The organism is Paenibacillus sp. HGF5, from assembly GCF_000204455.1.
Lineage (GTDB): Bacteria > Bacillota > Bacilli > Paenibacillales > Paenibacillaceae > Paenibacillus_AQ > Paenibacillus_AQ lautus_A.
The window spans coordinates 13,314-36,254 of record NZ_AEXS01000118.1 but is presented as its reverse complement, the minus strand read 5'-3'; the positions used below and the strand labels follow the sequence as shown (position 1 = coordinate 36,254).

23 protein-coding genes are annotated in these 22,941 nt (G+C 53.7%); 21 read left to right on the top strand and 2 right to left on the bottom strand.

Features of this window, described 5'->3' with window-relative positions:
- Positions 1-256: IS3 family transposase (locus HMPREF9412_RS18405; protein WP_009593182.1), on the top strand; the 256-nt coding region annotated here is incomplete at its 5' end.
- A gap of 75 nt (positions 257-331) precedes the next feature.
- On the opposite strand, the gene HMPREF9412_RS18400 is transcribed toward HMPREF9412_RS18405, so the two are convergent.
- Positions 332-1,063: a class I SAM-dependent DNA methyltransferase gene (locus tag HMPREF9412_RS18400; protein WP_009593166.1), complete on the bottom strand. Its 732-nt coding sequence runs from the start codon at positions 1,061-1,063 to the stop codon at positions 332-334.
- A 210-nt stretch (positions 1,064-1,273) separates the two neighbouring features.
- Here HMPREF9412_RS18400 and HMPREF9412_RS18395 point away from each other — a divergent pair, with 210 nt between their 5' ends.
- Positions 1,274-1,519 (top strand): PepSY domain-containing protein, encoded by a 246-nt coding sequence (locus HMPREF9412_RS18395; protein ID WP_009593165.1) that lies wholly within the window; start codon positions 1,274-1,276, stop codon positions 1,517-1,519.
- Positions 1,520-1,604: 85 nt separating this feature from the next.
- Here HMPREF9412_RS18395 and HMPREF9412_RS18390 read toward each other — a convergent pair whose 3' ends face one another.
- A complete protein-coding gene (locus HMPREF9412_RS18390) occupies positions 1,605-2,846 on the bottom strand; it encodes an MFS transporter (RefSeq protein ID WP_009593164.1) in 1,242 nt (413 codons plus the stop codon).
- A 156-nt stretch (positions 2,847-3,002) separates the two neighbouring features.
- Here HMPREF9412_RS18390 and HMPREF9412_RS18385 point away from each other — a divergent pair, with 156 nt between their 5' ends.
- The 19 genes from HMPREF9412_RS18385 to HMPREF9412_RS18295 all read left to right on the top strand — a co-directional run bounded on the left by HMPREF9412_RS18385 (position 3,003) and on the right by HMPREF9412_RS18295 (position 22,827).
- Entirely contained in the window at positions 3,003-3,164 is a 162-nt protein-coding gene (locus HMPREF9412_RS18385; protein ID WP_175320779.1) for a hypothetical protein, read from the top strand.
- 44 nt (positions 3,165-3,208) lie between these two features.
- On the top strand, positions 3,209-3,655 hold the full coding sequence (locus HMPREF9412_RS18380) for an NUDIX hydrolase (protein WP_036672687.1): 447 nt from the start codon (positions 3,209-3,211) through the stop codon (positions 3,653-3,655).
- Between the two features lie 15 nt (positions 3,656-3,670).
- Positions 3,671-4,213, top strand: coding sequence for a histidine phosphatase family protein (locus HMPREF9412_RS18375; protein WP_009593159.1), 543 nt, complete (start codon positions 3,671-3,673; stop codon positions 4,211-4,213).
- 213 nt (positions 4,214-4,426) lie between these two features.
- Positions 4,427-4,615: a hypothetical protein gene (locus HMPREF9412_RS18370; RefSeq protein WP_009593181.1), complete on the top strand. Its 189-nt coding sequence runs from the start codon at positions 4,427-4,429 to the stop codon at positions 4,613-4,615.
- 234 nt (positions 4,616-4,849) lie between these two features.
- Positions 4,850-5,455: a DUF2087 domain-containing protein gene (locus HMPREF9412_RS18365; protein WP_009593154.1), complete on the top strand. Its 606-nt coding sequence runs from the start codon at positions 4,850-4,852 to the stop codon at positions 5,453-5,455.
- Complete coding sequence (locus HMPREF9412_RS18360) at positions 5,455-6,381, top strand: sigma-70 family RNA polymerase sigma factor (protein ID WP_009593168.1); 927 nt, start codon at positions 5,455-5,457, stop codon at positions 6,379-6,381. Before HMPREF9412_RS18365 ends, HMPREF9412_RS18360 begins: the two co-directional genes overlap by 1 nt.
- Positions 6,382-6,463: 82 nt before the next feature.
- Positions 6,464-6,910 carry a VOC family protein gene (locus tag HMPREF9412_RS18355; protein WP_009593156.1) on the top strand — a complete coding sequence of 149 codons (447 nt, stop codon included), beginning with the start codon at positions 6,464-6,466 and terminating at the stop codon, positions 6,908-6,910.
- Positions 6,911-7,131: 221 nt separating this feature from the next.
- Entirely contained in the window at positions 7,132-7,395 is a 264-nt protein-coding gene (locus HMPREF9412_RS18350) for a hypothetical protein (protein ID WP_009593178.1), read from the top strand.
- A gap of 66 nt (positions 7,396-7,461) precedes the next feature.
- Positions 7,462-8,250 (top strand): prolipoprotein diacylglyceryl transferase family protein, encoded by a 789-nt coding sequence (locus HMPREF9412_RS18345; protein WP_009593155.1) that lies wholly within the window; start codon positions 7,462-7,464, stop codon positions 8,248-8,250.
- 17 nt (positions 8,251-8,267) lie between these two features.
- Complete coding sequence (locus HMPREF9412_RS18340) at positions 8,268-9,683, top strand: radical SAM protein (RefSeq protein ID WP_009593157.1); 1,416 nt, start codon at positions 8,268-8,270, stop codon at positions 9,681-9,683.
- A gap of 54 nt (positions 9,684-9,737) precedes the next feature.
- Positions 9,738-10,871 (top strand): SGNH/GDSL hydrolase family protein, encoded by a 1,134-nt coding sequence (locus HMPREF9412_RS18335; protein WP_009593176.1) that lies wholly within the window; start codon positions 9,738-9,740, stop codon positions 10,869-10,871.
- A gap of 223 nt (positions 10,872-11,094) precedes the next feature.
- A complete protein-coding gene (locus HMPREF9412_RS18330) occupies positions 11,095-12,153 on the top strand; it encodes a LacI family DNA-binding transcriptional regulator (protein ID WP_009593171.1) in 1,059 nt (352 codons plus the stop codon).
- A 1-nt stretch (position 12,154) separates the two neighbouring features.
- A complete protein-coding gene (locus tag HMPREF9412_RS18325; protein WP_009593173.1) occupies positions 12,155-14,032 on the top strand; it encodes a cache domain-containing sensor histidine kinase in 1,878 nt (625 codons plus the stop codon).
- The gene (locus HMPREF9412_RS18320; protein WP_009593161.1) at positions 14,025-15,530 is read left to right on the top strand and encodes a response regulator transcription factor; all 1,506 of its coding nucleotides are present in this window, start codon (positions 14,025-14,027) and stop codon (positions 15,528-15,530) included. Before HMPREF9412_RS18325 ends, HMPREF9412_RS18320 begins: the two co-directional genes overlap by 8 nt.
- Positions 15,531-15,644: 114 nt before the next feature.
- On the top strand, positions 15,645-16,529 hold the full coding sequence (locus HMPREF9412_RS18315; protein WP_009593160.1) for a carbohydrate ABC transporter permease: 885 nt from the start codon (positions 15,645-15,647) through the stop codon (positions 16,527-16,529).
- Entirely contained in the window at positions 16,526-17,356 is an 831-nt protein-coding gene (locus HMPREF9412_RS18310) for a carbohydrate ABC transporter permease (protein ID WP_009593175.1), read from the top strand. Before HMPREF9412_RS18315 ends, HMPREF9412_RS18310 begins: the two co-directional genes overlap by 4 nt.
- 36 nt (positions 17,357-17,392) lie before the next feature.
- Positions 17,393-18,349: a glycoside hydrolase family 113 gene (locus HMPREF9412_RS18305; RefSeq protein ID WP_009593163.1), complete on the top strand. Its 957-nt coding sequence runs from the start codon at positions 17,393-17,395 to the stop codon at positions 18,347-18,349.
- Positions 18,350-18,655: 306 nt separating this feature from the next.
- The gene (locus HMPREF9412_RS18300; protein ID WP_009593153.1) at positions 18,656-19,972 is read left to right on the top strand and encodes an ABC transporter substrate-binding protein; all 1,317 of its coding nucleotides are present in this window, start codon (positions 18,656-18,658) and stop codon (positions 19,970-19,972) included.
- A 257-nt stretch (positions 19,973-20,229) separates the two neighbouring features.
- Positions 20,230-22,827 (top strand): LuxR C-terminal-related transcriptional regulator, encoded by a 2,598-nt coding sequence (locus tag HMPREF9412_RS18295; protein ID WP_009593183.1) that lies wholly within the window; start codon positions 20,230-20,232, stop codon positions 22,825-22,827.
- Positions 22,828-22,941 lie beyond the last annotated feature (114 nt).

Genomic DNA, 22,941 nt, shown 5'->3' with positions numbered 1-22,941 from the left:
TGCTTACCACGACATGCTGCCAAAGGTTGGCGCCCAAATCAGCATGTCTCGCCGGGGCAATTGCCTAGACAACGCCTCCATGGAGAGCTTCTTCTCGCATCTCAAAACGGAAGGACTCTATCCCTATGATATCCGAAATTTGACGGAGGCACAAAGGCGAATTGAGAAATACATACGGTTTTATAACCGAGAGCGACCACAGCGGAAACTAAAGAAACTGACGCCGGTAGAGTACCGACGCCAGTTTGCAGCCTAGGTGTTTTTTTAAATGTCTACTAAATGGGGTCTTGACCAAAGTGGAAGGGTGCTTTTTTTTGATGCCGCATGTGAGCTATTCGCTCCTTCTCCCCGCAAGAAACAGAAACAACGGAATTCTGCGCCGGCGCTCATAGGTTTCCTCGTTTGCAAAATACGCTCGCACAGGATGGGACTCCCTTAAGTGCTCCACGATAAAGCCGGCTTCCTGCATCGCCCGGAAGTAATCCTCGACGGTTCGATGGTACTTATGAACGGTGCCGCCGAGCCATTGCTGCTCCCGGTAGCCTTGGATGAAGTAGTTGTCCACCACCCAATTCGTTCTGGTGCCGGACGGCTGCAGCGTGGAGGTAATGACGGGATGCTCGACGGAAAAGACGAACCTTCCGCCAGGCTTCAAGCTCTGGTGAACGCTTCGAAAGATATCCCCGATATCCTGCAGATAATGAAGGGCGAGACTGGAGAGCACCGCATCATAGGTATCGCTCGGATACGCATAATCCTCCATCTGCATGTGCAGAACGGTTCCGCTCTTGTAATCGGCCAGGCTGCTCGAAGCGGCTTCCACCATGTTGCGGGAGCCCTCGATTCCGGTATAGGAGGCACACCCTTGTTGAAGCAGTTCCACGCCGAAGCCGGCATCCCCGCACCCCAGGTCCAATACATGAAGGCCCGCGATATCCCCCAGCAGCTGCCGGATGACGGGCTTCTCCAACGTATCGTTGGCATTCTCCTGCCACTGCCGCCGTTCCATGTATTTCTCGAAATTCTTGTCGTTGTCGTAAAAATCGGATCCGTGATAGCTCATAAGTCCCTCCTTCGGATTTCAGCCTGCATCCATCTTGATGTACTGTACCATAACGAAGATATGAGATGAATCAATAAGGCAAAAAAATCTTATCTCAGGAAATCCTTGATGATGCAAAAATGAAGAGGCGGCCAAGGTGAATCGCACCAACCCTGGGACCCCTTCATATGGTACATGAGCTGACTTTTCATTTGAAAGGGGATATTTCCGATGTACGGCAATTACTATCACGTACCGGGGCGGGTAACCAGGCAGAGAATTTCCATGCAGCAGGCCCAAGAAATTGCGCTGGCCCGCGTGCCGGGCCAAATCGTTCATGTCGATATGGAGCTGGAGCATGGCGTGCTGGTCTATGAAATTTTTATTATGACTTCCGACAACAGGCTGTTCGAAGTGGAGGTCCTCGCCAAATCGGGAAGGATCTTGAAGGTGGAGGAAGAAGACGACGAGGATTAAGGCCCCTTCAGGCTGAATAACAAATGAACCGAGCGAGACGCGGTGGGACCATCGTTTCGCTCGGTTTTTTAGTCGTGACCGTGCTTTAAGTTTCGGTGGCTTCGCCACGTCCGGACATCGAGTGATTCCGATGACGAAGGAGCGGGAGAATCATCAAGAATCCAAATAGGAAGCATATGCCGGCCAATCCATAAACGTAGGTGAGAGAGAGCGCATTTTTCATTGCACCCGAGCATCCCATCGTGATCAGCATCGCCCCGGTCATAAGCGGGGTGCGGATCCCGGTGACCCGTCCGATGTAGGCTTGTTCCGTTTGCTGCATCACCAAAGTGTGGTTCCCGATAAAAATCGCCGGTTGAAGGAGCGCAATGATGAATTGCGAGAGCATGGTCAGCCAGAGGGCCGTTGACAGGCCCAGCATGAGAATGCCTGCGCCGTTCACGATCAGCCCCATCATGAGCAGCCGAACGGGAGCTATTCGGGATGCGAGCGCAAATGTGACGATTCCACCCAGTATTTCGCCTACTCCGTAAGGGATAGTGATCCATGGCAAGTCCTGTGCGGACATGCCTAGGCGTTCGGTCACCAGAAATATGGCGAGCGGGGAAATTAATCCCACCCCGAGGCCCACAACCAGGAAGCAGAGGCTTAGCCGCAGCAGGTCTCTTTTGAACGAGACATAACGAATGCCATCCGCCATATCGCCAAGAATGGAAGGGGCTGGCGCTGTTGTATCCGTAGCTGCCTTCGGGTCTTTGGGTACAAACAGCATGGCCAGGGCAGATAACATGAAAGAGATGCCGGTTAACAAGAGAGAAGTCAAAGCTCCCCACTGTTGAAACACCCATGTGCCCAGAACCGGACCGATCACCATGAAGATGGAAAACAGGGTTTGCAGCAAGGACATTCCGATCGACGCGTCCTCATCCTTGACATGGATTTTGAATAACTTCATGCCGGCAGGCTGCGCGAATTGCGACAGGACGGAAGAGCATAAGGTCGCGAAGAATACGGCACCCCATGAGCCGGACTCGAGCATCAGAAATACGAGAAAGACAGAGCAGGCACTAAGCATCTCGCACCAGACGATGGTTGCTTTGGGGCGCCAACGGTCGGCGAATACACCCCCAATGAACGAAAACAGAAAGATCGGCCCATATTCAGCAACGGAAATCATGGAGACGGCAAAGGCATCCCCGCTCGTCATGTCCATGACATACAGCAAAACGGCAACATTCCGAATCCATATTCCGAGCTGTGAGAATAGATTCGACATGAAGACGGCTCGGACAAAGCCGTTGCGAAGCAGGCGGATAGAGCTGGGCATGATATTATTCCTCCTTACAGAATCAATGCTGGAACCTATTTTGAGGTCTCCTGTAAGGTGAGAGTCAATGGTATGATCATATAAAGTAAGATTGAAGAGGTTTACAGCTCTTCATTTGTCACGGGCGATGGACGTCCCGTCATCAATATGGTGTTCTTGTGCGAGTATGATGGAGGAACGCCGTATTGCAAAAGCCCGGACGAGGTCGATTCGGTGCAGTGGATGACGCTGTCGGAAATTAGGGATCATCCCCAGACACCGCCGTGGACGATGGAGAGCGTGCAGCGGGCGGAGGAGGCGCGAAGGAAGCTCAAATAAGCATGGTTTTCGAAAAGAAAAATCCTAACAAACGGGGGAAGGGTATGAGCAGCCTATTGCAGGTTCGAGTTACCGGAATTTTGATCGAAGACGAACGGATTCTGCTGGTCAAACAGAGCGTTTCGTCAGAACGCGGCTGGTCTCTTCCGGGAGGAAGGGTAGAGCAAGGGGAAACGCTGGAGGAAGCCATGATTCGGGAAATGGAAGAGGAGACCGGGCTTGTTACAAAAGTGACGAAGCTTCTGTATTTATGCGATAAGCCGGATTCATCGCCATCCCTCTTGCATATTACGTTTTTGCTGGAACGCTTGGAGGGGGAAATCCGCCTCCCGACGAATGAGTTCGATCTCAATCCTATCGGCGATGTGGTCATGGTCCCGATCGCAGATTTAGCAAACCACGGGTTTTCCGAGAAGTTTATGACGATCGCTCAGCGCGGATTTCCGGAGTCAGGAAGCTATCAAGGGCTCAAGCGCAATATTGGATTATAGGGAGGTGCCGATCCTATGAAAAAAATATACATCGTACGCCATTGCCAAGCGGAGGGACAAGCGGCGGATGCTCCGTTAACCGAGCAGGGGGTTCAGCAATCGCTTGAACTTGCTGAATTTCTGCACGACAAAGGGATTGACCGTATTGTTTCAAGTTCTTATCGCAGAGCTCACGACACCATTACACCTTTGGCTGATCGCATAGGAGTGGCCGTTGTGCTGGATGAGAGGTTGACCGAGCGAATACTGTCGGGCCAAAATGCTCCTGAATGGCGGGAGATGCTGCGCAGAACCTATGAGGATCTGGACTTGTGCTTTGAAGGCGGAGAATCAAGCTGTACAGCCATGCATCGTGCGGTAAGCGTAGTTCATGATGTCCTGCAGAGTTCAAGCCGGAATGCCGTTATCGTATCCCATGGCAATCTGATCTCGCTTCTGCTGAAGCATTACGATAATCAGATCGGCTTCAACGAGTGGGAGGCTTTCTCCAATCCCGACGTGTATAAGCTCAGCTTCCGTTCAGATGTACCGGAGATTCAGCGGATATGGAATTCGTAGCCACGAAAGAAGGCGTATGTAAAAAAGACTTCATAAGCATTTATTCCCTATATTTGGCGATGGCCCGTCACCTATAATGGAGTTGCACGGATATCCGGCTTGTCCATCCTAAGGATTGAGCTTCGCATAACAAAGAATAATCGCGGCGGAGGCAAGCGGCGTGCATGGGTTCGAAATACCATTGGAGATTATGAAATAAAGGGGATATGAACCATGGCCAAAACAAAACGGGGCCGCGCACTATGGAACATGCCATCGCGCGGCCGCGGCACATGCCCGGTATGCAGCACGTCGCGCATCAAACTTCTCTACGTCGCCAACAAATCGGACGGCACGGCACTGAAGGTATGCAAACGATGCCAGAATGCCGATCAGTCCAGAGTGGACGCAGCGGTAGTGTAAGAAGCGGTTTAGCTGATATCCAGGTCAACAGCAACAGAGCAATCGTGTTTCGTACGTGTAGCCGCAACATCCGGAAAACCCGTTCCTTCATGAAGAAGGGCGGGTTTTTTATGGTGCCATGGCCTTCATTCTCCATGAGGAGGTTTACTTTGTAATCCGGATGGTTTAACATCTGATTTAACAAACTATAAATTAGATGGATGTTAAATTTATATAAGGAGTTGAGCTAAACCCGTGCAATTGGATAAGGTGGTCAGTTATCACAAGGCGCTCGCAGACCCGACCCGAATCAAGATGCTCATCCTGCTTGCGGAAGGCGAAATGAACGGCCAGCTTCTGGCCGAGAAGATTGGCGTCACGCCGGCTACGATTACGCACCACGCGGCGAAGCTGCGGGAAGCGAGCCTCATCAACGAACGCAGGGACAAGAACACGATCTTTTTTTCGCTGAACGATTACTTTATTAAGAACAGTGCGACAGCGACGGAGAATCTGATTTACCAAAGAGTCCGGCCCGGGGGCGTAACGGAAAGCTTGCAGGAAGAGGAGCAGCGGATGAGGGATTCCGTAATCAAGAACTTCTTCACCTCCGAAGGGAAGCTGAAGATCATCCCTGCCCAGCTGAAGAAGAAGCTCATCGTGCTTACGCATATGGTATCCCGGTTGGAGAAGGGACGGAAGTACAGCGAGAAGGAAATGAACGAGTTTATCAAGGAATATCATGAAGACTTTGCGACGATCCGGAGGGAGTTTATCATGCATCACTTCATGTTCCGGGACAATGGGGTGTATGAGCTCAATCCGCAGAAGATGTGGGCACGGTGGGAGGATCTGTCCTAATGAAAGAACATTCGCCGCTATCCCATCAACGGATCGAGGATGCCAAAGCGGGGGATTTTGATGCCTGCCGGATGATCGTCAACGAGTATTCCAACGCCCTGTTATCCGTTGCGTACAGCGTGCTGGGGGATTTCCACGAGGCACAGGATGCGGTGCAGGAAGCATTTCTGAAGTGCTATCGCAACCTGCATACGCTGAACGACCCAGCGAAGCTGGGCAGCTGGCTGTATGCGATAACGCGCCGGACCAGCCTCGATTTTGCCAAACGAAGCAAGCAGGCTCTCCCCCTGCACGAAACGACTCCAGCAGCGGACAATATCACGCCATGGCTGGAACAATATGTGATCCATGATTCCGTCTGGGAAGCCTTGCAGGGATTGGAGGAGAAGAGTAAATCCGTTGTCGTGCTGCACTACTTAAGCGAGTGGTCCATGAAAGAGATCGGACAGTTCCTTAACATGTCGGTATCTGCGGTTGAAAGCCGAATACGACGTGCCAGAGAAGTTTTGAAACAGCATCTTGCCCGTGACTTCGAGCATTATTTCCTTACTCATCGTTTGGGGAGGGATTTCGAGCAGCAGGTCTCGGAACATGTCCTTAAGCGAGCCGGTCATTTCTATATTCCAGTCACGGATAAGGGGCAGGCCACCGCCTGGTTTATCCTGCATTTTCATCTGGGAACCAGCAGGCACGGCAATCCGGTGCTGGAATCCGGACAGGAATTGTATTTGCTCGAGTGTCAGCGCCACGCCCCGGCGAGCATGCCTGTACTCACGTTCGAAGTAGCGAGCGTTGGGGAGTTAGAGCAGCGGCTGCATCAACAGGGGATTGGAATGGAGCCGATCCGGGAAGATGCTTTATTCGGCAAATTGCTGGTATTCTATGATCCCGACGGCAATAAGTATCATGCAATTGAACCGAATTGATAATAAAATGGCTCTCCGTGACGGAATCGGTCCGGTTCCATCGTCTATATATTGAAACCACATTGAACAAGAGGTGAATCGAATGACGATAGACAACCCATTAAACGAAGCACCCAAGCTCCAATCCTTGAACAAGCCGTTGCTAAAGAAGGTTCATTGCAATTATCTCCCGGTAAGGAATCTTCCGCTGTCGGTAAAATGGTACTCGGAGCTATTTGGCCTTACTGTGAGAAAATGCGACGATACAGGCGCCATCTTGATCTTAGGGGACGGACAGTGGTTATTCCTGCTGGAAACACTGGATAACCGAACAGCCAACTTCATAACCAACCAATGGGAAGGGGAGAATTATGAAATGTTCTCGTTAACCTTTGAAGTCGAGAATATCACGGAGCTGCATAAGCGGCTGCGGGAAAATGGAGCACAGGTCGAGCCGCTGGTAGATCACGGCTCCTGCGGATTGCAGTTCAAATTCAAGGATCCCGACGGCAACAAGTTTAATGTTTGGCAGGATGCACCCACGAGCTGACCCATCGAACCACAAGAATGGAAAGGCAAGCGCTGGCTTTTAATGAGTCAGAGGGCTTGCCTTTTTTTATTTCCGCGATTCCGATTGGAAACGGCGGCATCTTATGACGTCTAATGAATATTTACTCCAGGACAATCTGTCGTTTTGCAGGTGGTGGTCTAATTCTCCGTTAGCGTTTACAATAGGCAATATAAGGGTTAAATGCCAAATGAGGTGATTCGATGGAATTTTACCGCTGCATGAACCATCCCGAAAGGGCAGCCGCCGCGCAGTGCACGCGCTGCGGGAAGCCGGTGTGCGACGAATGCCATAATCCGGAGACGGGCCGCTGCCGCTACCGCTGCGGCGAAATGCCCCCTGCTCCCGGCATGCCCGGACGGTCCAGGAACATATGGGTGACCGTGATCGTCTCCATACTAGCCATTTTGGGCGGGCTTACGCTGCTGCTGCTCGCGATTTGCGGAACGATCCTGTTTTCCTATTAAAGAACGCGTTTCGAACTCGAACAAGGTCTTATTTTCAACTCAAGTTTTCATTCAAGGAGTGGGCGGATGGAATTTCCTGTTTATTTGTACCTGGGCTCCTGGCGGATTCATCCGCATGTGTTATTTGAATCGCTGGCCTACTTTATCGGCTTTCGGGTGTATTTATGGACCCGCCGGCCGAGCGGCATGACAAAGCTGATGAGCCTGCAGCTGCTGGCCGGCATCATCGCCGGGGCTGCCATTGGGGCCAAGCTGCTGTACTGGTTTGAGGATCCGGCGGCCACTTGGGAACAGCTGCGCCAATTCCATCTCCTCTGGGGTGGCAAGACGATTGTCGGCGGTCTTCTCGGCGGATTGATCGGCGTTGAGCTGACAAAACGCTGGGTGGGCTGGAAGCATTCCACGGGCGATGATTTTGTGTACCCGCTGATGCTGGGCCTGGGCCTTGGGCGAATCGGCTGTTTTCTGACCGGCCTCGACGACCACACCTATGGCACGCCGACAAACTGGTTCACGGGCGTGGATTTCGGCGACGGGATCTATCGCCACCCGACTCAGCTGTATGAGATCCTCTTCCTGATCGTGCTGGCCCTGCTGCTGATGCCGCTATACCGCCAAAGCCGCGGCAGATCGACTCGCGAGGGCTATGTGTCCGGGCGGATGTTCCAATGGTTCATGGCCGGGTATCTGCTGTTCCGCCTGGCGATCGAATGGATCAAGCCGACGCCGCATCCTTACCTGGGATTGAACAATATCCAGCTGGCCTGCATCGCGGGCCTCATCTATTACGCATGGCTGATCGGCGGCAGAAACCGGATTCGCCGCTTCACGCCGGGTTCCCGTCTTCCAAGCTGACCAAAGGAGTTTTGATTATGCCAAAAAACCGGCCTTATCTGTACCATGAACTGACGAACAGCATATGCACGACCTGTTATCGCAAAGTGGAAGCCAAGATCATCGAGGAGAACGGCATGGTGTATATGCTCAAAAGATGCCTCGTGCACGGTCTGGAAAAAGTGCTGATCGCAACCGAGGCCGAGTATTACCATCAGACCCGAAAGTTCATCAAGCCGTCCGAAATGCCGCTCGTCTGGAATACGCCGATCCGTTACGGCTGCCCTTACGACTGCGGACTGTGTCCGGACCATGAGCAGCACAGCTGCCTCACGCTGCTGGAGATTACGGATCACTGCAATCTGCAGTGCCCGATTTGCTTCGCCGAATCGTCGCCGCACCGCACCTCCTACCGGTCGCTGGCACAGATCGAATTCATGCTCGACCGTATCGTGGAGAACGAGGGGGAGCCCGACATCGTGCAGATCAGCGGCGGCGAGCCGACGACGCACCCGGATTTCTTCGACATCCTGGATATGTGCAAAAGCCGTCCCATCAAGCATATCATGGTGAACACGAACGGCATCCGCATCGCCCAGGACCGCGATTTTGCGCGGAGGCTGGCCGAGTATATGCCCGGCTTCGAGATTTACCTGCAGTTCGACAGCTTTGAGGAACATGTGCTGAAGGAGCTGAGAGGGGCGGACCTGCGGCGCATCCGCCGGCAGGCCATCGAGCACCTGAATGAATTCAACATCTCCACGACGCTGGTCGTCACGCTGAAGAAAGGGCTCAATGACGGCGAAATCGGCGACATCATTCAGTATGGGCTTCAGCAAAAGGCGGTCCGCGGCGTCACCATTCAGCCGATTCAGGCGGCGGGACGGCTGGAGGGGTATGATCCGGCAACCGATCGGCTGACCGTAAGCGAAGTCCGGCGGATGATCATCGACCAGTCCGAAGTGTTTACGGACGCGGACATTCTGCCGGTGCCCTGCCACCCGGATTGCCTCGCCATGGGTTATGCGTTGAAGCTGGGCGGGGAAGTGCTCCCGCTGACGCGGATGATCGACCCGGAAATCCTGCTTGAAGGCGACAGCAACACGATTGTATTCGAACAGGACCCGGTCATCCGGGGCAAAATGTTTGAGCTGCTGTCGACGGGCCACTCGCCGCAATCCTCGGCGCTTTCCCTGAAGAGCCTGCTCTGCTGCCTGCCGCTGGCCGCCGTGCCGGAGCAGATTACGTACGACAACGTCTTCCGGGTCATTATCATGCAGTTCCTGGATGCCCATAACTTCGATGTCCGGTCCGTCAAGAAATCCTGCGTGCATATCGTGCATCCCGACGGGCGGATGATCCCGTTCGACACCTATAACATGTTTTACCGGGATGACAAGGAAGAGCTGCTGAAGGAACTGAAGGAAGAGGTTGCCACCGCATGGGACAGATAAGCCGTTCTAAGGCAATGTACTTCAATTCGAGCTTACATAGGGAGGCGATACATTGTGCAGAACAATAGCCCTGAACCTGAGAAGCTGTCTCCATTTCTATTGGATCAGAACATGAAGATCGATCACGCCGAAGCGGACGAATTGTTATGGTATTCCCCATTGGAAGAGCCATTCCGAGTATCCGGCTTTGCCTGGTTCGACACCGAGCGTATCTATCGCAGGCTGCCCGCCGTACCTGAGGTCCCCGTCCGACCGGAGGTGGATACGCTTGCGAACTGCACATCGGGCGGTCAAATCCGCTTCCGAACGGATTCGCGGAACGTATCCGTCCGCGTGCGGCTGACGGCAGGCTCCGGCATGTACCATATGCCCCCCACCGGGGAGTGCGGAGTGGATGCGTATATCGGCGGCCCGGGCGAGTGGAAACATGCAGGAACCGCCCGTTTCCAGCCAGGTCAGGCAGAGTATGAGAGCAGCCTTTTCACTGTCGAAGACCGCAAAGCACGCTCGTTCCTGCTCAACATGCCCTTATACCAGGGCGTTGAGGAGATATGGATCGGAATGGAGCCGGGAGCCGAGGTCCTTGCGCCGGAGCCCTATGATTCCAGCGCGAGAGTGGTGATATACGGAACCTCCATCACGCAAGGCGGATGCGCGTCGCGGCCCGGCATGTCGTACACGAATATCTTAAGCCGCAGGCTCCATCTGGAGTTTGTCAACCTGGGCTTCTCGGGGAACGGCAAGGGAGAGCCGGAGCTTGCCGAACTGGCCGCCCAAATCTCGGAGCCGGCCTGTCTCGTGATTGATTATGAGGCGAATTGCGGAGGGACCGAAGCTTATCGTCAGACCTTGCCGCGGTATATCGAGACCTACCGGAGGTTCCATCCCGAGGTTCCCATCATCCTGGTATCCCGCATCCCTCATGGAGCCGAGTCGTTCATGCCGGAGTTTCGCGAAGGACGGCTTGAACGGAAAAAGTTTCAGATGGAGCTCGTTCGGGAACTGACTGAGGCTGGAGACCATAACCTAACGTTTGTGGACGGATCGGATTGGTTAGGCGACGATCCCGGGGAAACGACCGTTGACGGGGTTCATCCGACGGACCTCGGCTTCAAGCTGATGGCGGACCGGCTTGAGCCTGTACTAAGGCAAGTGATTGGCGAAACCGCTGCAGCAGCAAGGGGATAGGACCGTTAACGGGGCTGAACGGTTAGCGTGCTAATGGAGTAACGAAAGGCTTAATGAAACGTTCATATGCTTAAATCGTAAAGTGGCCCGTTCCTGGTTGGAACGGGCTTTTGTCTACGCCGTCGCTGCATTCAAAAGTTTTAATTGTTTACCTAATAAATGAAATGTTATGATAACAATTAACTAATAACTTATCGATTACCTTAAAGGATGTGTACAGGTTATGGCAGGGAAAGTCACGATGCAGCAAATTGCCGATCATCTCGGCCTTTCGAAGTTCGCTGTTTCTAAAGCGCTTTCAGGTAAATCCGGCGTCAGTCTCGAGACCCGGGAGAAAATTGTGAACGTCGCGACCCAGCTCGGTTATTTTGCCAACAAGTCGCCGAAGGCCGGAGGCAAGAAGAACGAAGCCAACGCCGACGGCAGCCAAGCCGCCAAGGAGACTGTCATCGTGCTCGTGCCGAATGTCCGCTACCAAACGCGGGATTCCCTGTATTGGGGACGGATTATCGACGGCATCACGAATGAGCTTGAGGCAAGGGACACGGGGATGGTCATCGTGACCGATCAGTTCAAGGACAGCTTCGCGAATTTGATTAACCCGAGCGGGGTGAGAGGCATCATCGGCGTCGGATTTATCTCCTCGCAGCTGCTGCTCGAAATCCGCAGCCTGGATATTCCCTTCGTCTTGATCGATCATGAGGATCCGCTGATACCGTCGGATGCCCTGTTCATGAACAATGTGGAGTGCATGAGACGGGTGACCAATTATTTGATCGGGTGCGGGCATCGAAGGCTTCAGTTCGTGGGGAACGTCCGGTTCTCGCGCAGCTTCGCCGATCGTTATCAAGGCTATCGTTCCGTCCTCGGCGAGCAGGGGATCCCGCTGGATCAGAACGAGGAGCTCCTCAGCTTCGAAGGAGATAACCGCTCCGAGATGACGGAGTCGCTCGAGACGATACTAAGCCGGATGGAGGAACTGCCAACCGCCTTTGTGTGCGCGAACGACTCCATTGCCATCTGTATCATGACGGTGCTCGGCAAGCTGGGCGCCAAGGTGCCGGCAGACTGCTCGGTTACCGGCTTTGACAATATTGAGGATGCCGCTTATGCGGCTCCGTCACTGAGCACCATCCACGTCAACAAGGAGGCGTTCGGACGCAGGGCGGTGGAGATGCTGGCGAGACGGGTGGAGCAGCCGGACAGCCCGCTGGAAAAAATACTGCTGGCCGGCGACTTCATCCTCCGCGAATCCACCGCTTATGCCAAGAAGGTCGACTGACGTGAACCTGCGCGGCTACATTACCCGTCTATGGAAGGAGCGGCCGGCCGGACGCTTGGACCGCAAGCTGTTTGTGGTCTTTCTGTTTCTGATCATCCTGCCGATCGGACTCATCACGTATTTTGCGGCAGAGCGTTATACGGCCACCATCGAGAACAATACGGTCGCCTACGTGTCCCAGCTGTCGAGCAAAATGATGGGCAAGCTGGATGATTACGTGACCGATATGATGAAAATATCGATCATTCCTTCGTACCTTAATGAAATTCAGTCAGGACTCGAGATGTCCAATCGGCATTACCAGGCGGAAGGGCAGCCGAAGGAATCGGCAAGCCAGAACGAGAGTGAGCTGAAGCTCCAGATTACGCGCAAGGTCGAGCGGAGCATCTATTTCATGAACAACATCAAAGAAGGCACAAGCAACGTGTACCTGTTCGACCTTTTCGGCAACCCCTATTACGTGGTCAAAAGCGGCGGCAACCGCTCGAATCTGCAGCAGTACTATGACAACTGGCGCAAGCTGGCCACGGAGGCCGGCGGCCGGCCCGTACTGGTCAGCACGCAGGAGATCGCCGTGTCCGCCGGCAGCAAGCAGTACATGTTCACGGTCGTTCGCGACATCATCGATAAATCGTACCATTCCATCGGCACCATTGTGGTGGATGCCAACATCGGCGTGATCGAGAACATCGTCACCGACCTGGAGGAGACGACGCACGGCACCACCTTCATCCTGGATGACAACGGGACCGTGATCTATGACAGCGAGAAGAAATATTTGTCCCGCAGCATGACCGACAATGCGGCGCTTGCCCAGGCCACCGGCAACGAAGGAAGCTTTCGCCATAAGGTCGACGGGGAGGAGCAGCTTGTCGTTTACCGGAAATCCGAGCAGACCGGCTGGCTGATCCTGATTACGGTGCCGGAGCGGCAGCTGATGCAGGATGCGCTGAAGACCCGGAAGATTACGATCGCGGCGGCTGTCGGCGTTACCAGCTTTGCCCTCATCATTTCATTGATTCTGATCTATGCGCTGACAAGGCCGCTGCGGTCCATCGTTCATTTGATGAAGCAGGTGCAGACCGGCAAGCTGGATGTGGTGTTCCCGGTCCGAAGGCGGGACGAAGCCTCGCTGATCGGGGTCTCGTTCAACCGGATGATGGCACGCATCAAACAGCTCATCGACGATATCTACACCGCCGAGAAGCGGAAAAAGGAGGCGGAGCTGGAGCGGCTTCAACACCAGATCAATCCGCATTTTATTTACAATACGCTGGAAACGATCCGGATGACGGCCGTTCTTCATAACGACCAAGAGGTGGGAGATATGGTGCAGCTGCTGGGACAGCAGCTGCGCTACAGCATTCATGCCGGCAGCGAGGTCGTGGAGGTGAAGCGCGAGTGGGAGCATGTCAAAGCCTACATCGAGCTGCTGAATTACCGGTACGGCGAGCGGTTCGTGCTGACGCTGCCGGATGATCCGGGGGCTGATTCCATTCGGGTAATGAAGCTGCTGTTTCAGCCGATCATCGAGAACGCCGTCAATCACGGCTTCGACGAGAACAAATCTGTGCTGCATCTGACCATTACCTATGCCATGGATGGCATGAATCATGTGTTTACCGTTACGGATGACGGGCTGGGCATGTCGGCAGAAGCGCTTGCGAGGCTGCGCAGCATGCTGGATCAGGCGCAGCCCCAAGGAACGGACGGCCGGGGAGTCGGGCTGCGAAACGTGCACGAGCGGCTGCAGCTCCGATATGGAAGACCCTACGGCCTTGCCGTAGACAGCGAGGAAGGGCGAGGAACTGCCGTTCGGATTACCTTTCCCGCGGAACATATAGAAGAACCGAGAACAGGAGGACTTGCGAATGCTTAACATCGCCGTGGTGGACGATGAGGAACGGATCAGGCTGGGGCTTGGCAAGCTGATACGGGACGCAGGCGAGCAATATCGGGTCGTGGGGACGTTTGCAAGCGGCCAGGAGCTGCTGGATCAATGGCATGAGCTCCAGCCCGACCTGGTCATTACCGATATCAAAATGCCGCAAATGAACGGGCTCCAGCTGATGGCGAATATCAAGCAGATGGCCTCCCGTACCAAATTCGCCGTGCTCAGCGGTTACAACGATTTCGAGTACGCCCGCACCGCCATGCGTCAGGGAGCGCTGGAATATTTGCTTAAGCCGGTCAACATGAAAGAGCTGCTTCGCATGCTGGAGAACGTCGACGAGCTGGTGAAGGGCGAGCAGAACGAGCGCAAGCTGGAGTCGGACGATCTGGTCAGCTTCCTGTTAGGAACGGATCAGCGAACCATGCCGGAGCATCTGTTCGAAGAAGTCTGCGACCGGCTGGATCAGCAGGCGCTGTTCCACGGACATTACGCGGTGCTCCTGCTTCGCACGTTCCCGGAGATCGCGGAAGAGAAGCTGCTGGCGTGGACGTCGGTCTGGGGGACGGAGCGGAGAATCATCGGCTGCGAAGGAGGAAGGCAGGCGATCTTGGCGTCCATCGCAGAGTCGGGCCATGCGGATATGGCGAGAGAATGGGCGGCCATGCTGCTGCAGCAGCTTCCCGCGGGCACTTCGGCGAAGCTGGGCATCAGCGGCGTATTCAGCGGGAGCCGCTGGCTCCCGCAAGCCTATAGGGAAGCCGCGAGCGTCCTAGAGCAGGCTTGGTACAGCGATGAACGGCGCAACTGCGGAGGCGAAGGCATAGCGGCGGTTCACCGGGAAGAACGCTACCGCCTTGTCCGTTCCTTGGATAAACAGCTGCTTCCGGCGCTGCGTGCAGGCGAGTATGCACGTTTGCCGGCGGCGATGGGCACCTGGCTGGAAGAGACGGCTTCCCTGCGGCCCGGCTGGGCCGAATTGAGGGAAGCTTGCCTGACCCTGGAGTCGCATGTGGAGGAAGAGATGAAGCAGCGCGGTATTGACGCAGGGGATGCAGATTGGAACCTGGAGCCGGGGGACAGCGAGAATTGGCGTTCGTTCGCGGACCGGCTAAAGCGCGCTGTGGAGGCTGCCGCCGGGCTTCTGGATCAAGGGAAGAGCGAGCATCGGGCTGTCGAGACGATCAAGGCCTATATTCAGCAGCATTACACCGAGGAGCTGGAGCTTCAGCACCTCGCCGACCTGGTCTATTTGACTCCGAGCTACTTGAGCAAGCTGTTCAAGACCGAAACGGGCGAGACGATTACGGACTATTGCATCGCCGTGCGAATCGAGCATGCCAAGCGGCTGCTGAAGGAGGATCACGGGCTCAAGACGTATATGGTCGGCGAACGCGTGGGCTACCCGGACCCGGCTTATTTTAATAAAGTATTCAAAAAAATGACCGGAAAAACGCCAAAGGAGTACCGCGATTTTGTTAGGTGACTGTTATCTAAACTGAGGACAATAAAAGCAAACAAAGTCTATTATTTTTCGGGGCGCTGTCTTTTATAATGATTGAAAACGGTACCATTTCATCCAGAAAGCGAGGAAGGGAACGTGTTCAATTTCAGTTATAAAACGCAGCGCTATCTTATTCTGTTCGGTTTCCTTGCCATTCCCGTGCTCCTGTCACTGACCTTCTCTTATTATCCGGCGCTCTCGCTGTTGTATTACAGCTTGACGGACTGGTCGGGTCTCGGCTGGGATATGAACTTTATCGGCTTTGACAATTACGTCGAGATTTTTACGAAGCCCGAAGTGTTCAGCTCACTCAAGAACAATCTGTATTATCTGATCGGGGGTCTCATCCAGGTCGTCTTTGCCCTCTATTTTGCCGTTATTCTGACGGGCAAGCTAAAGGGGAGAAACGGCTTCCGGGTCGCTTTGTTCCTGCCGTACGTGCTGCACAGCGTGGCTACGGTCATCATGTTCAAGAACGTGTACCACATGGAATACGGCTCGCTGAATACGCTGCTCGGCGCGCTTGGACTCGAATCCTGGCAGCAGAGCTGGCTGGGCGACAAAGGGATCGTGAATTTTGCGCTGGCCTTCATCTCGATGTGGAAGTACATGGGGCTGAACATGGTCATCTTTATCGGGGCTCTGCAGTCGATACCGGGCGACCTGTACGAAGCGGCATCCATCGACGGGGCATCGGGCTGGCAGAAGTTCCGTTACATCACCTTGCCTAGCATCCGGGGCGTGCTGGAGCTGATGCTGATCCTCACCTTGACGGGCGCGCTCGAAGCGTTCGATATTCCGTTTGTGATGCTGCTCGGGGCGAACGATACGTCGACCTTCGTCATCAAAACGGTGGATACGGCATTCAAGTATCAGAACTTCGGGCTGGCCTCGGCGATGGCGGTCGTGCTGCTGATCATCGTGCTGCTGTTCATCGTCATCCAACGGAAGCTGCTGTTCAGGGAGGAGAAGCAATCATGAAAAGGGAAGGCTCGATCGGCTTTAGGATTTTCAATTATTTCACGTTGGTTGTCGCTTTGTTCGTGGTGTTCTTCCCGATTTACTCGATCTTCGTGGGGGCGTTCAAGACCCAGGTGGAGTATTATCAATCCGGCCTCAGCTTGCCTGACAATTTCTTTAACTTCGAGAACTTCAAGCGGGTGATCGACATCGGGGATTTGGGGCTCGGATTTCGCAATATCCTGATCGTATTGGTCATTTCGGTAGTCGGCAACATCCTGTTCGGTACCATGGTCGCTTATGCGGTCGGACGGTTCGAATTCAAGATGAAAAAAGCGATCATGGGCATGTACCTGGTCGCTCAGGTCATTCCTATGGTCACGACGCAGGTGGCTACCTTCAGCGTCATCCAGAGCCTGGGGGCCTACAACACGATGCTTGCGCCGATTCTCCTGTACTTGGGAGCCGACGTGCTCCAGATCGTCATCTATCTGCAATTCGTGAACAGCATCCCGCGGGATCTGGATGAGAGCGCCATGCTGGAAGGGGCGTCCCTGTTCAAAATCTACCGTTCCATCATCTTCCCGCTGCTTGCGCCGGCTACGGCGACCCTGGTCATTCTGAAAAGCATTTCGATTTACAACGATTTTTACACGCCGTACCTGTATATGCCGAGCCAAGACCTGAAGGTGGTATCCACCGCGATTTATTCCTTCATCGGTCCGAACGCGGCGCAGCTGAACGTGATTTCGGCAGGCATTCTCATTATTTTCATTCCGACGGTCGTGTTGTTCTTGTTCATGCAGCGGTACATTTTTGCGGGGGTTACGAACGGAGCGGTCAAATAACGAACACGAGACGATGAAGAAGAGGAGACTCGATATATGAACTCGACAAACAAGTGGACGGAAAAAGTATGCGGCATGACCTGGGGGTGGACCGGCGTACGGGGCTCCTGGACGGGACCCGAGGCGGAATTCTCCATGGAACGCATGGCGGACATGGACGTGAATTGGGTGGCCATCGCGCTGTCGGCCGTGCAGGCAACGCCGCAGTCGACGGAAATCCCGTTCCGGGAAGAACCGACGGTGACGGACGATGAGGTGCGATGGGCTATCCGCAAGGCGAAGAGCCTGGGCCTCAAGGTGTGCTTGAAGCCGGTCGTGAACGTCGCGAACGGAACGTGGCGGGCCCATATTAACTTCTTCGACGAAGAGGTTCCAGGTGAGCCGAGCTGGGCGGAATGGTTCCGCTCCTATGGGGAGTTCATTCGCCATTATGCCGAAATCGCGGAGGAAGAGCGATGCGAGATGCTGTGCGTGGGCTGCGAGATGGTGCAGGCCGATAAGCGGGACGCGGAGTGGCGGGCCCTGATTGCGGATGTACGAAACGTCTACGGCGGGCTGGTGACGTATAATTGCGATAAATATCAAGAGGAGCGCGTGGGCTGGTGGGATGAGGTAGATATCATCTCCTCCAGCGGCTATTATCCGATCGACCAGTGGGAGGAGCAATTGGATCGGATCGAAGGCACGGTCCGCCGATGGAACAAGCCGTTCTTCTTCATGGAAGCCGGCTGTCCGAGCCGCGAGGGCTCCGCGGCCCGCCCGAACGATTGGTCGCTGCCCGGCGGCCCGTCGGAGGAGGAGCAGCGGCAGTATTATGAAGCGATGTTCGCTGCTTGCGCCAAGCGGGAGTGGATGCAGGGGTACATGCTGTGGGATTGGCCGGCGCGGCTGTATGGCGTGGAGGAAGCGTCCCTGAACGATGATTATTGCATGTACGGCAAGTTGGCCGAGGAGACGGTGAAGACATTTTATGCGGCCGGCATCCGGGTTTAATGCAGGGTCGGACGGGCGTACCGGCTCGGTGCGCTAGGTAGCTGAACATAAACATAGGGTTAACATCGCACCGCACGTTCGTTAGGACGTACGGTGCGATTTTTGCTGTCGGCCGCCGAGAAGCAGGTGATATCGAGACTAACAAGAAAATGATATGTTAGCATAATTTATGACAATAAAAACAAAAACAATTCATTTGTTTTGAACGTGTTAGCGATTATCATTTGAAATGTAAGCGATATCAGTAAGCGCTTCATGAAGATGCGAAGAAACGCAAGTACATTCAACGTACAGGGGGAAGACGAAATGAAAAAAAGATTTACGATGGCATTGCTTCTGCTCTTAACCGTATCATCCATTTTGGCCGCCTGCGGAGGAAATAAAACGAATAACGCAGGCACCGAGGCACCGCCGAGCGGCAACGCCGGCAGCGAGCCGACCGAGGCATCCGGCGAAGCGGAGCTGGGCGGCAAGCTGAAGGTGCTGACGCACCGCACCGACCTGGTAAACGACGGCACGCTGGACAAATACGTGGAAGCCTTCAAAGCGAAATATCCGAAGGCGGAGATTGAATTTGAAGGCTTGACCAACTATGCGACGGACATTCAGGTCCGTCTGACCACGGGTGAGGCCGGCGACGTGCTGATGATTCCGACTGGCCTTGCCACCTCGGAGTACGGCAAGTACTTTGAGCCATTGCCGGATACGATGTTCGAGGACGTTTATTTTGCGGACAATACCCTCTTCGAAGGGAAACGCTATGGAATCTCCACCGGCGTCAATACGCAAGGCATTGTATACAACAAGAAGGCGTTCCAGGCTGCAGGCGTCGACAAAGTGCCGACCACGCTGGATGAGCTGTACGCAGCCGCAGAGAAGCTGAAAGCGGCGGACATCATTCCGCTGTACATGAACTTCGGAGCCCAATGGACGATGGGCAACTGGGCGGATAACTCCGCATGGTACGTGAACGGGGATCCGCAGTTCGCCTCGAAGCAGGTCGCCGAGGAAGCGCCGTTTCAGGTGGATAATGCTTGGGGCATCCTTGCGAATATCGGACGCACCTTCGTGCAAAAGGAATGGGTAGAGAAAGACTTGTACACAAACAACTGGGAGATTTCGAAAGGCGAAATGGCTTCCGGCAAAGCCGCGATGTACTTCCTGGGCAACTGGGTGATTCCGCAGGTGATCGGCGCCGGCGCGGCTTCGGAGGACATCGGCTTCTTCCCGCTCCCGTACGATAATAGCGGCAAGTACAACGCGCCGCTCGGTTCGGATTACTTCATCGCCGTCAGCAAAGACAGCAAGAACAAAGAGCTTGCTACCGCGTGGGTTGATTTCTTCGTGAAGGAATCCGGATACGTGGAAGATTCCGGCTTCATGCCGATCATCAAATCGGCGGAGTCCTCCATCTCGCAGCTCGCCGAATTCCAATCGTTCAATCCGACGCTGATCGAGAGCGAAGCGACCGATCCGAAGTTTAACGAGATCGCGAATAAGGCGCAGATTGGCATCGGTACCGGCGATTACGTCCAGGAATATATCGTGGCCGACGATCTGCAGGCTGCGTTCGACAAGCTGAACGCGAAGTGGAAGGAAGCCAAAACCGCACTGGGCTATTAATTCGAGAATCAACGGGTTAATGTCGAGATGCAGCTCCAAGCGGCCTTACTCTGGATGATCCAGAGTAAGGCCGCTTTTTGCGTATGCTGATCGGTTGTACAACAGCTTCACCACAGTATGTATGCCAGCAGGCATTGTTTAGATCCTTTGAGAGGGTAATCCTATTAATTTCCGGGGAAACGCCGGACTTTGAGGATTAACCTGGAAAGATACTTAAGAGTATTTTATAGTAACAGTAAGACTTGGAGGTGACTCACATGGGAGTAGGGACTGTTATTCTAAGAACTAAATTGCAGCCGCCAGCATTACGGGATTCATGGATCAGCCGTTCTGTATGGGATGAGAGGGAGAATCAGGGCAGCGGGTATCGGATCATCACGATTGTAGCCCCTGCCGGCAGCGGAAAGACCACCGCATTGGTCCAGTATATGCACCATGAAGGGCAGCACGGACCGGCATCTTGGTTAACTTTGGATGAGCAGGATAACGACTTGCGGAGATTTTGGCGCTATATGATCCATTCGCTCTTGCCCTACTTACCTTCCGGGATCGAAAATCGCCTGCTGCCCCTGCTGGTTCCTTATTCAGGTCTAGTGATTTATTCTTTCTTGGATCAATTTATTATGGAGATGCATGGCATCTCTCTGTCTATAAACGTGGTATTGGACGATTATCATTCGATTACCCATCAGGAAATTCATGAAAGTCTGAATTATTGGATCGAGCATTTGCCCGATTCTGTCAGGGTGTTCATCGCTTCGCGCGCGGAGCTGCCCCTCAAGGGGATGGGGAGATGGCTGTTAAGCGGAAGATTGCAGCGGATAGGAGCGCAGGAGCTAGCATTCAACGAGGAGGATGCGGGCTCTCTGTGCCAACAGACACTGGGGCGTTCCCTCGCCCCTGAGAAGCTGAATAGCTTGGTTCGACGTACAGAAGGATGGGCAGCCGGACTCCAATTAGCACTTATTGCGCAGCGGCAGAACGAAGCTGCTGGCATGCCGGGCTCTGATGCTTTTAGCCAAAGTAACAGGCAGTTGAGTGATTACTTGAGTCATGAAGTCATGCGCGGGCTGGACAAGCCTTTACGGCAGTTTTTGCTGGAAACCTCGGTTATGAGGCGATTTCACGCGGACATATGCGCTGCCGTCACCGAGCTGCCCCAATGTGATGGCATGCTGGAGGTGCTAAAAGCCAAAGGGCTATTTCTGATTCCCTTGGATCACCAAGAACGGTGGCATCGTTATCATCATGTGTTTGGCGATTTCCTGAGCAGCTTATTAAAGCAGCAGAACCCCGAGCGATGGATTGAGCTTAACCGGAGAGCAAGCCAGGTATATGCGCGCGAAGGATGGCATGAGGAAGCGATCGATTACGCCTTGTTGGCGGAGGATTACGAGATGGCAGCCGCTCTGGTGGATCAGCATATGATGGAGCTGATCAAGAAGGGAGAATTCGACCTTCTTCAGCTGTGGCTTAACAGGTTTCCCGAAGGAATCCGTTTGCCGGACAGATTGCTGTTTGTGAAGATCTTTGTATATTCTCTTCTAGGGAAGCGTGACCAAGCACGGGATTTGCTTGAACGATTGGAAGCAGGTTTGTATGGACTCCCAATCATGGAGCGGCAGCTAGAATGGCTGAGCGGGCTTTTTTTTGTAAAAGCCAATCTTGCTTTTAATTCCAGACAATTTGATGAATGGTTCCAGTTTGCTCAGACGATTGAACATCGACTGCCGGAGGATCCCATATTCTTTAATTTCAATTACAATAACCGGGAACCTTTTGTGCGCAATACACCGTTCGGGCTTCAAGGCGTTCTTACGAATACCACGGCACAGGTAGGCACACAAATTGTCTCGATTCTGGAACGCCATGGCTGGGAGGATTCCTTGATGTGTCAATATGTCATGCAAGCCATGGCAGAAGGCTTTTATGAGAAGAATGAGCTGGATGCATGCGTATTCTGGCTGGATCGGCTTTTAGAAGGAAGACGATACAAAGACGTTCCAGGCTTGTTCATTCCGATCCGACTGTCTATGGCTAGGCTCAAACGGAAGGAAGGAAACCACCATTCGGCAAGGGCGATCGTACAGGATGCGTTGAATATCATGGAAGTAAGAGAAGATATATTATGGTGCAGTGCCTTGCGGGCTTTTTTGGTGGAGATCGATCTTAGAGACGGAGAGTTGTCCCAGGCAGAGGCTGGCTTTCAGGAGCTAAACCTTTCGTCGATGCAGCGGATAAGCCTTGAGTATTCATTGGAAATCATGACCTGGGCGCGACTGCTCATTCATCAGCAGAGAGCCGATCAAGCGCAAACTATGCTTGCGGCCCTCCGGATTCAAGCCGAAGAAGCTGGAAGCATTAATATTACCGCATCTGTCATCGTCCTGCAGGCCTACGCGGAATACACTCGCGGAAACGTAAAGGTAGCTACGTTGTTTCTTCAAGAGGCGCTCTCGCTTGTCATGCCGTATCGATATAAACGCACATTTATGGATGAAGGGAATTGGGTGTATCAACTACTGCAGGAGCTGAATACTAACGGTGATGCTATGAAGACAGCTCCATTGAAGGATTATATGGCTGAACTGATGGAAGAGATGAGACAGGAGAAACTGGCAAGCCTAGATCTTCTGGACCATTTCGGTACATATGGGCTAACTCCCCAAGAAACACAAGTGCTGGCCCTGCTTCGCCGGGGGGATACCAACCAGTCCATCGCCGATGAACTAGGACTCACGGTGGGGACCGTGAAGGTGTACTTGAACCGGATTTACAGTAAGTTAGGTGTCAGCTCAAGAGTACAGGCGGTACTGAAAACCTTCTCGGGATCTGAAATGGAACGTTCGAAATAGAGTAGCATTTATTGTACATTGTACGTACTTCTCCTTAGGTACACGATGTGTGGGTCGGGGCATGGGTGGATGGCTGTCGATCATATGTATTACTTCATTATGTTTATGCACCAT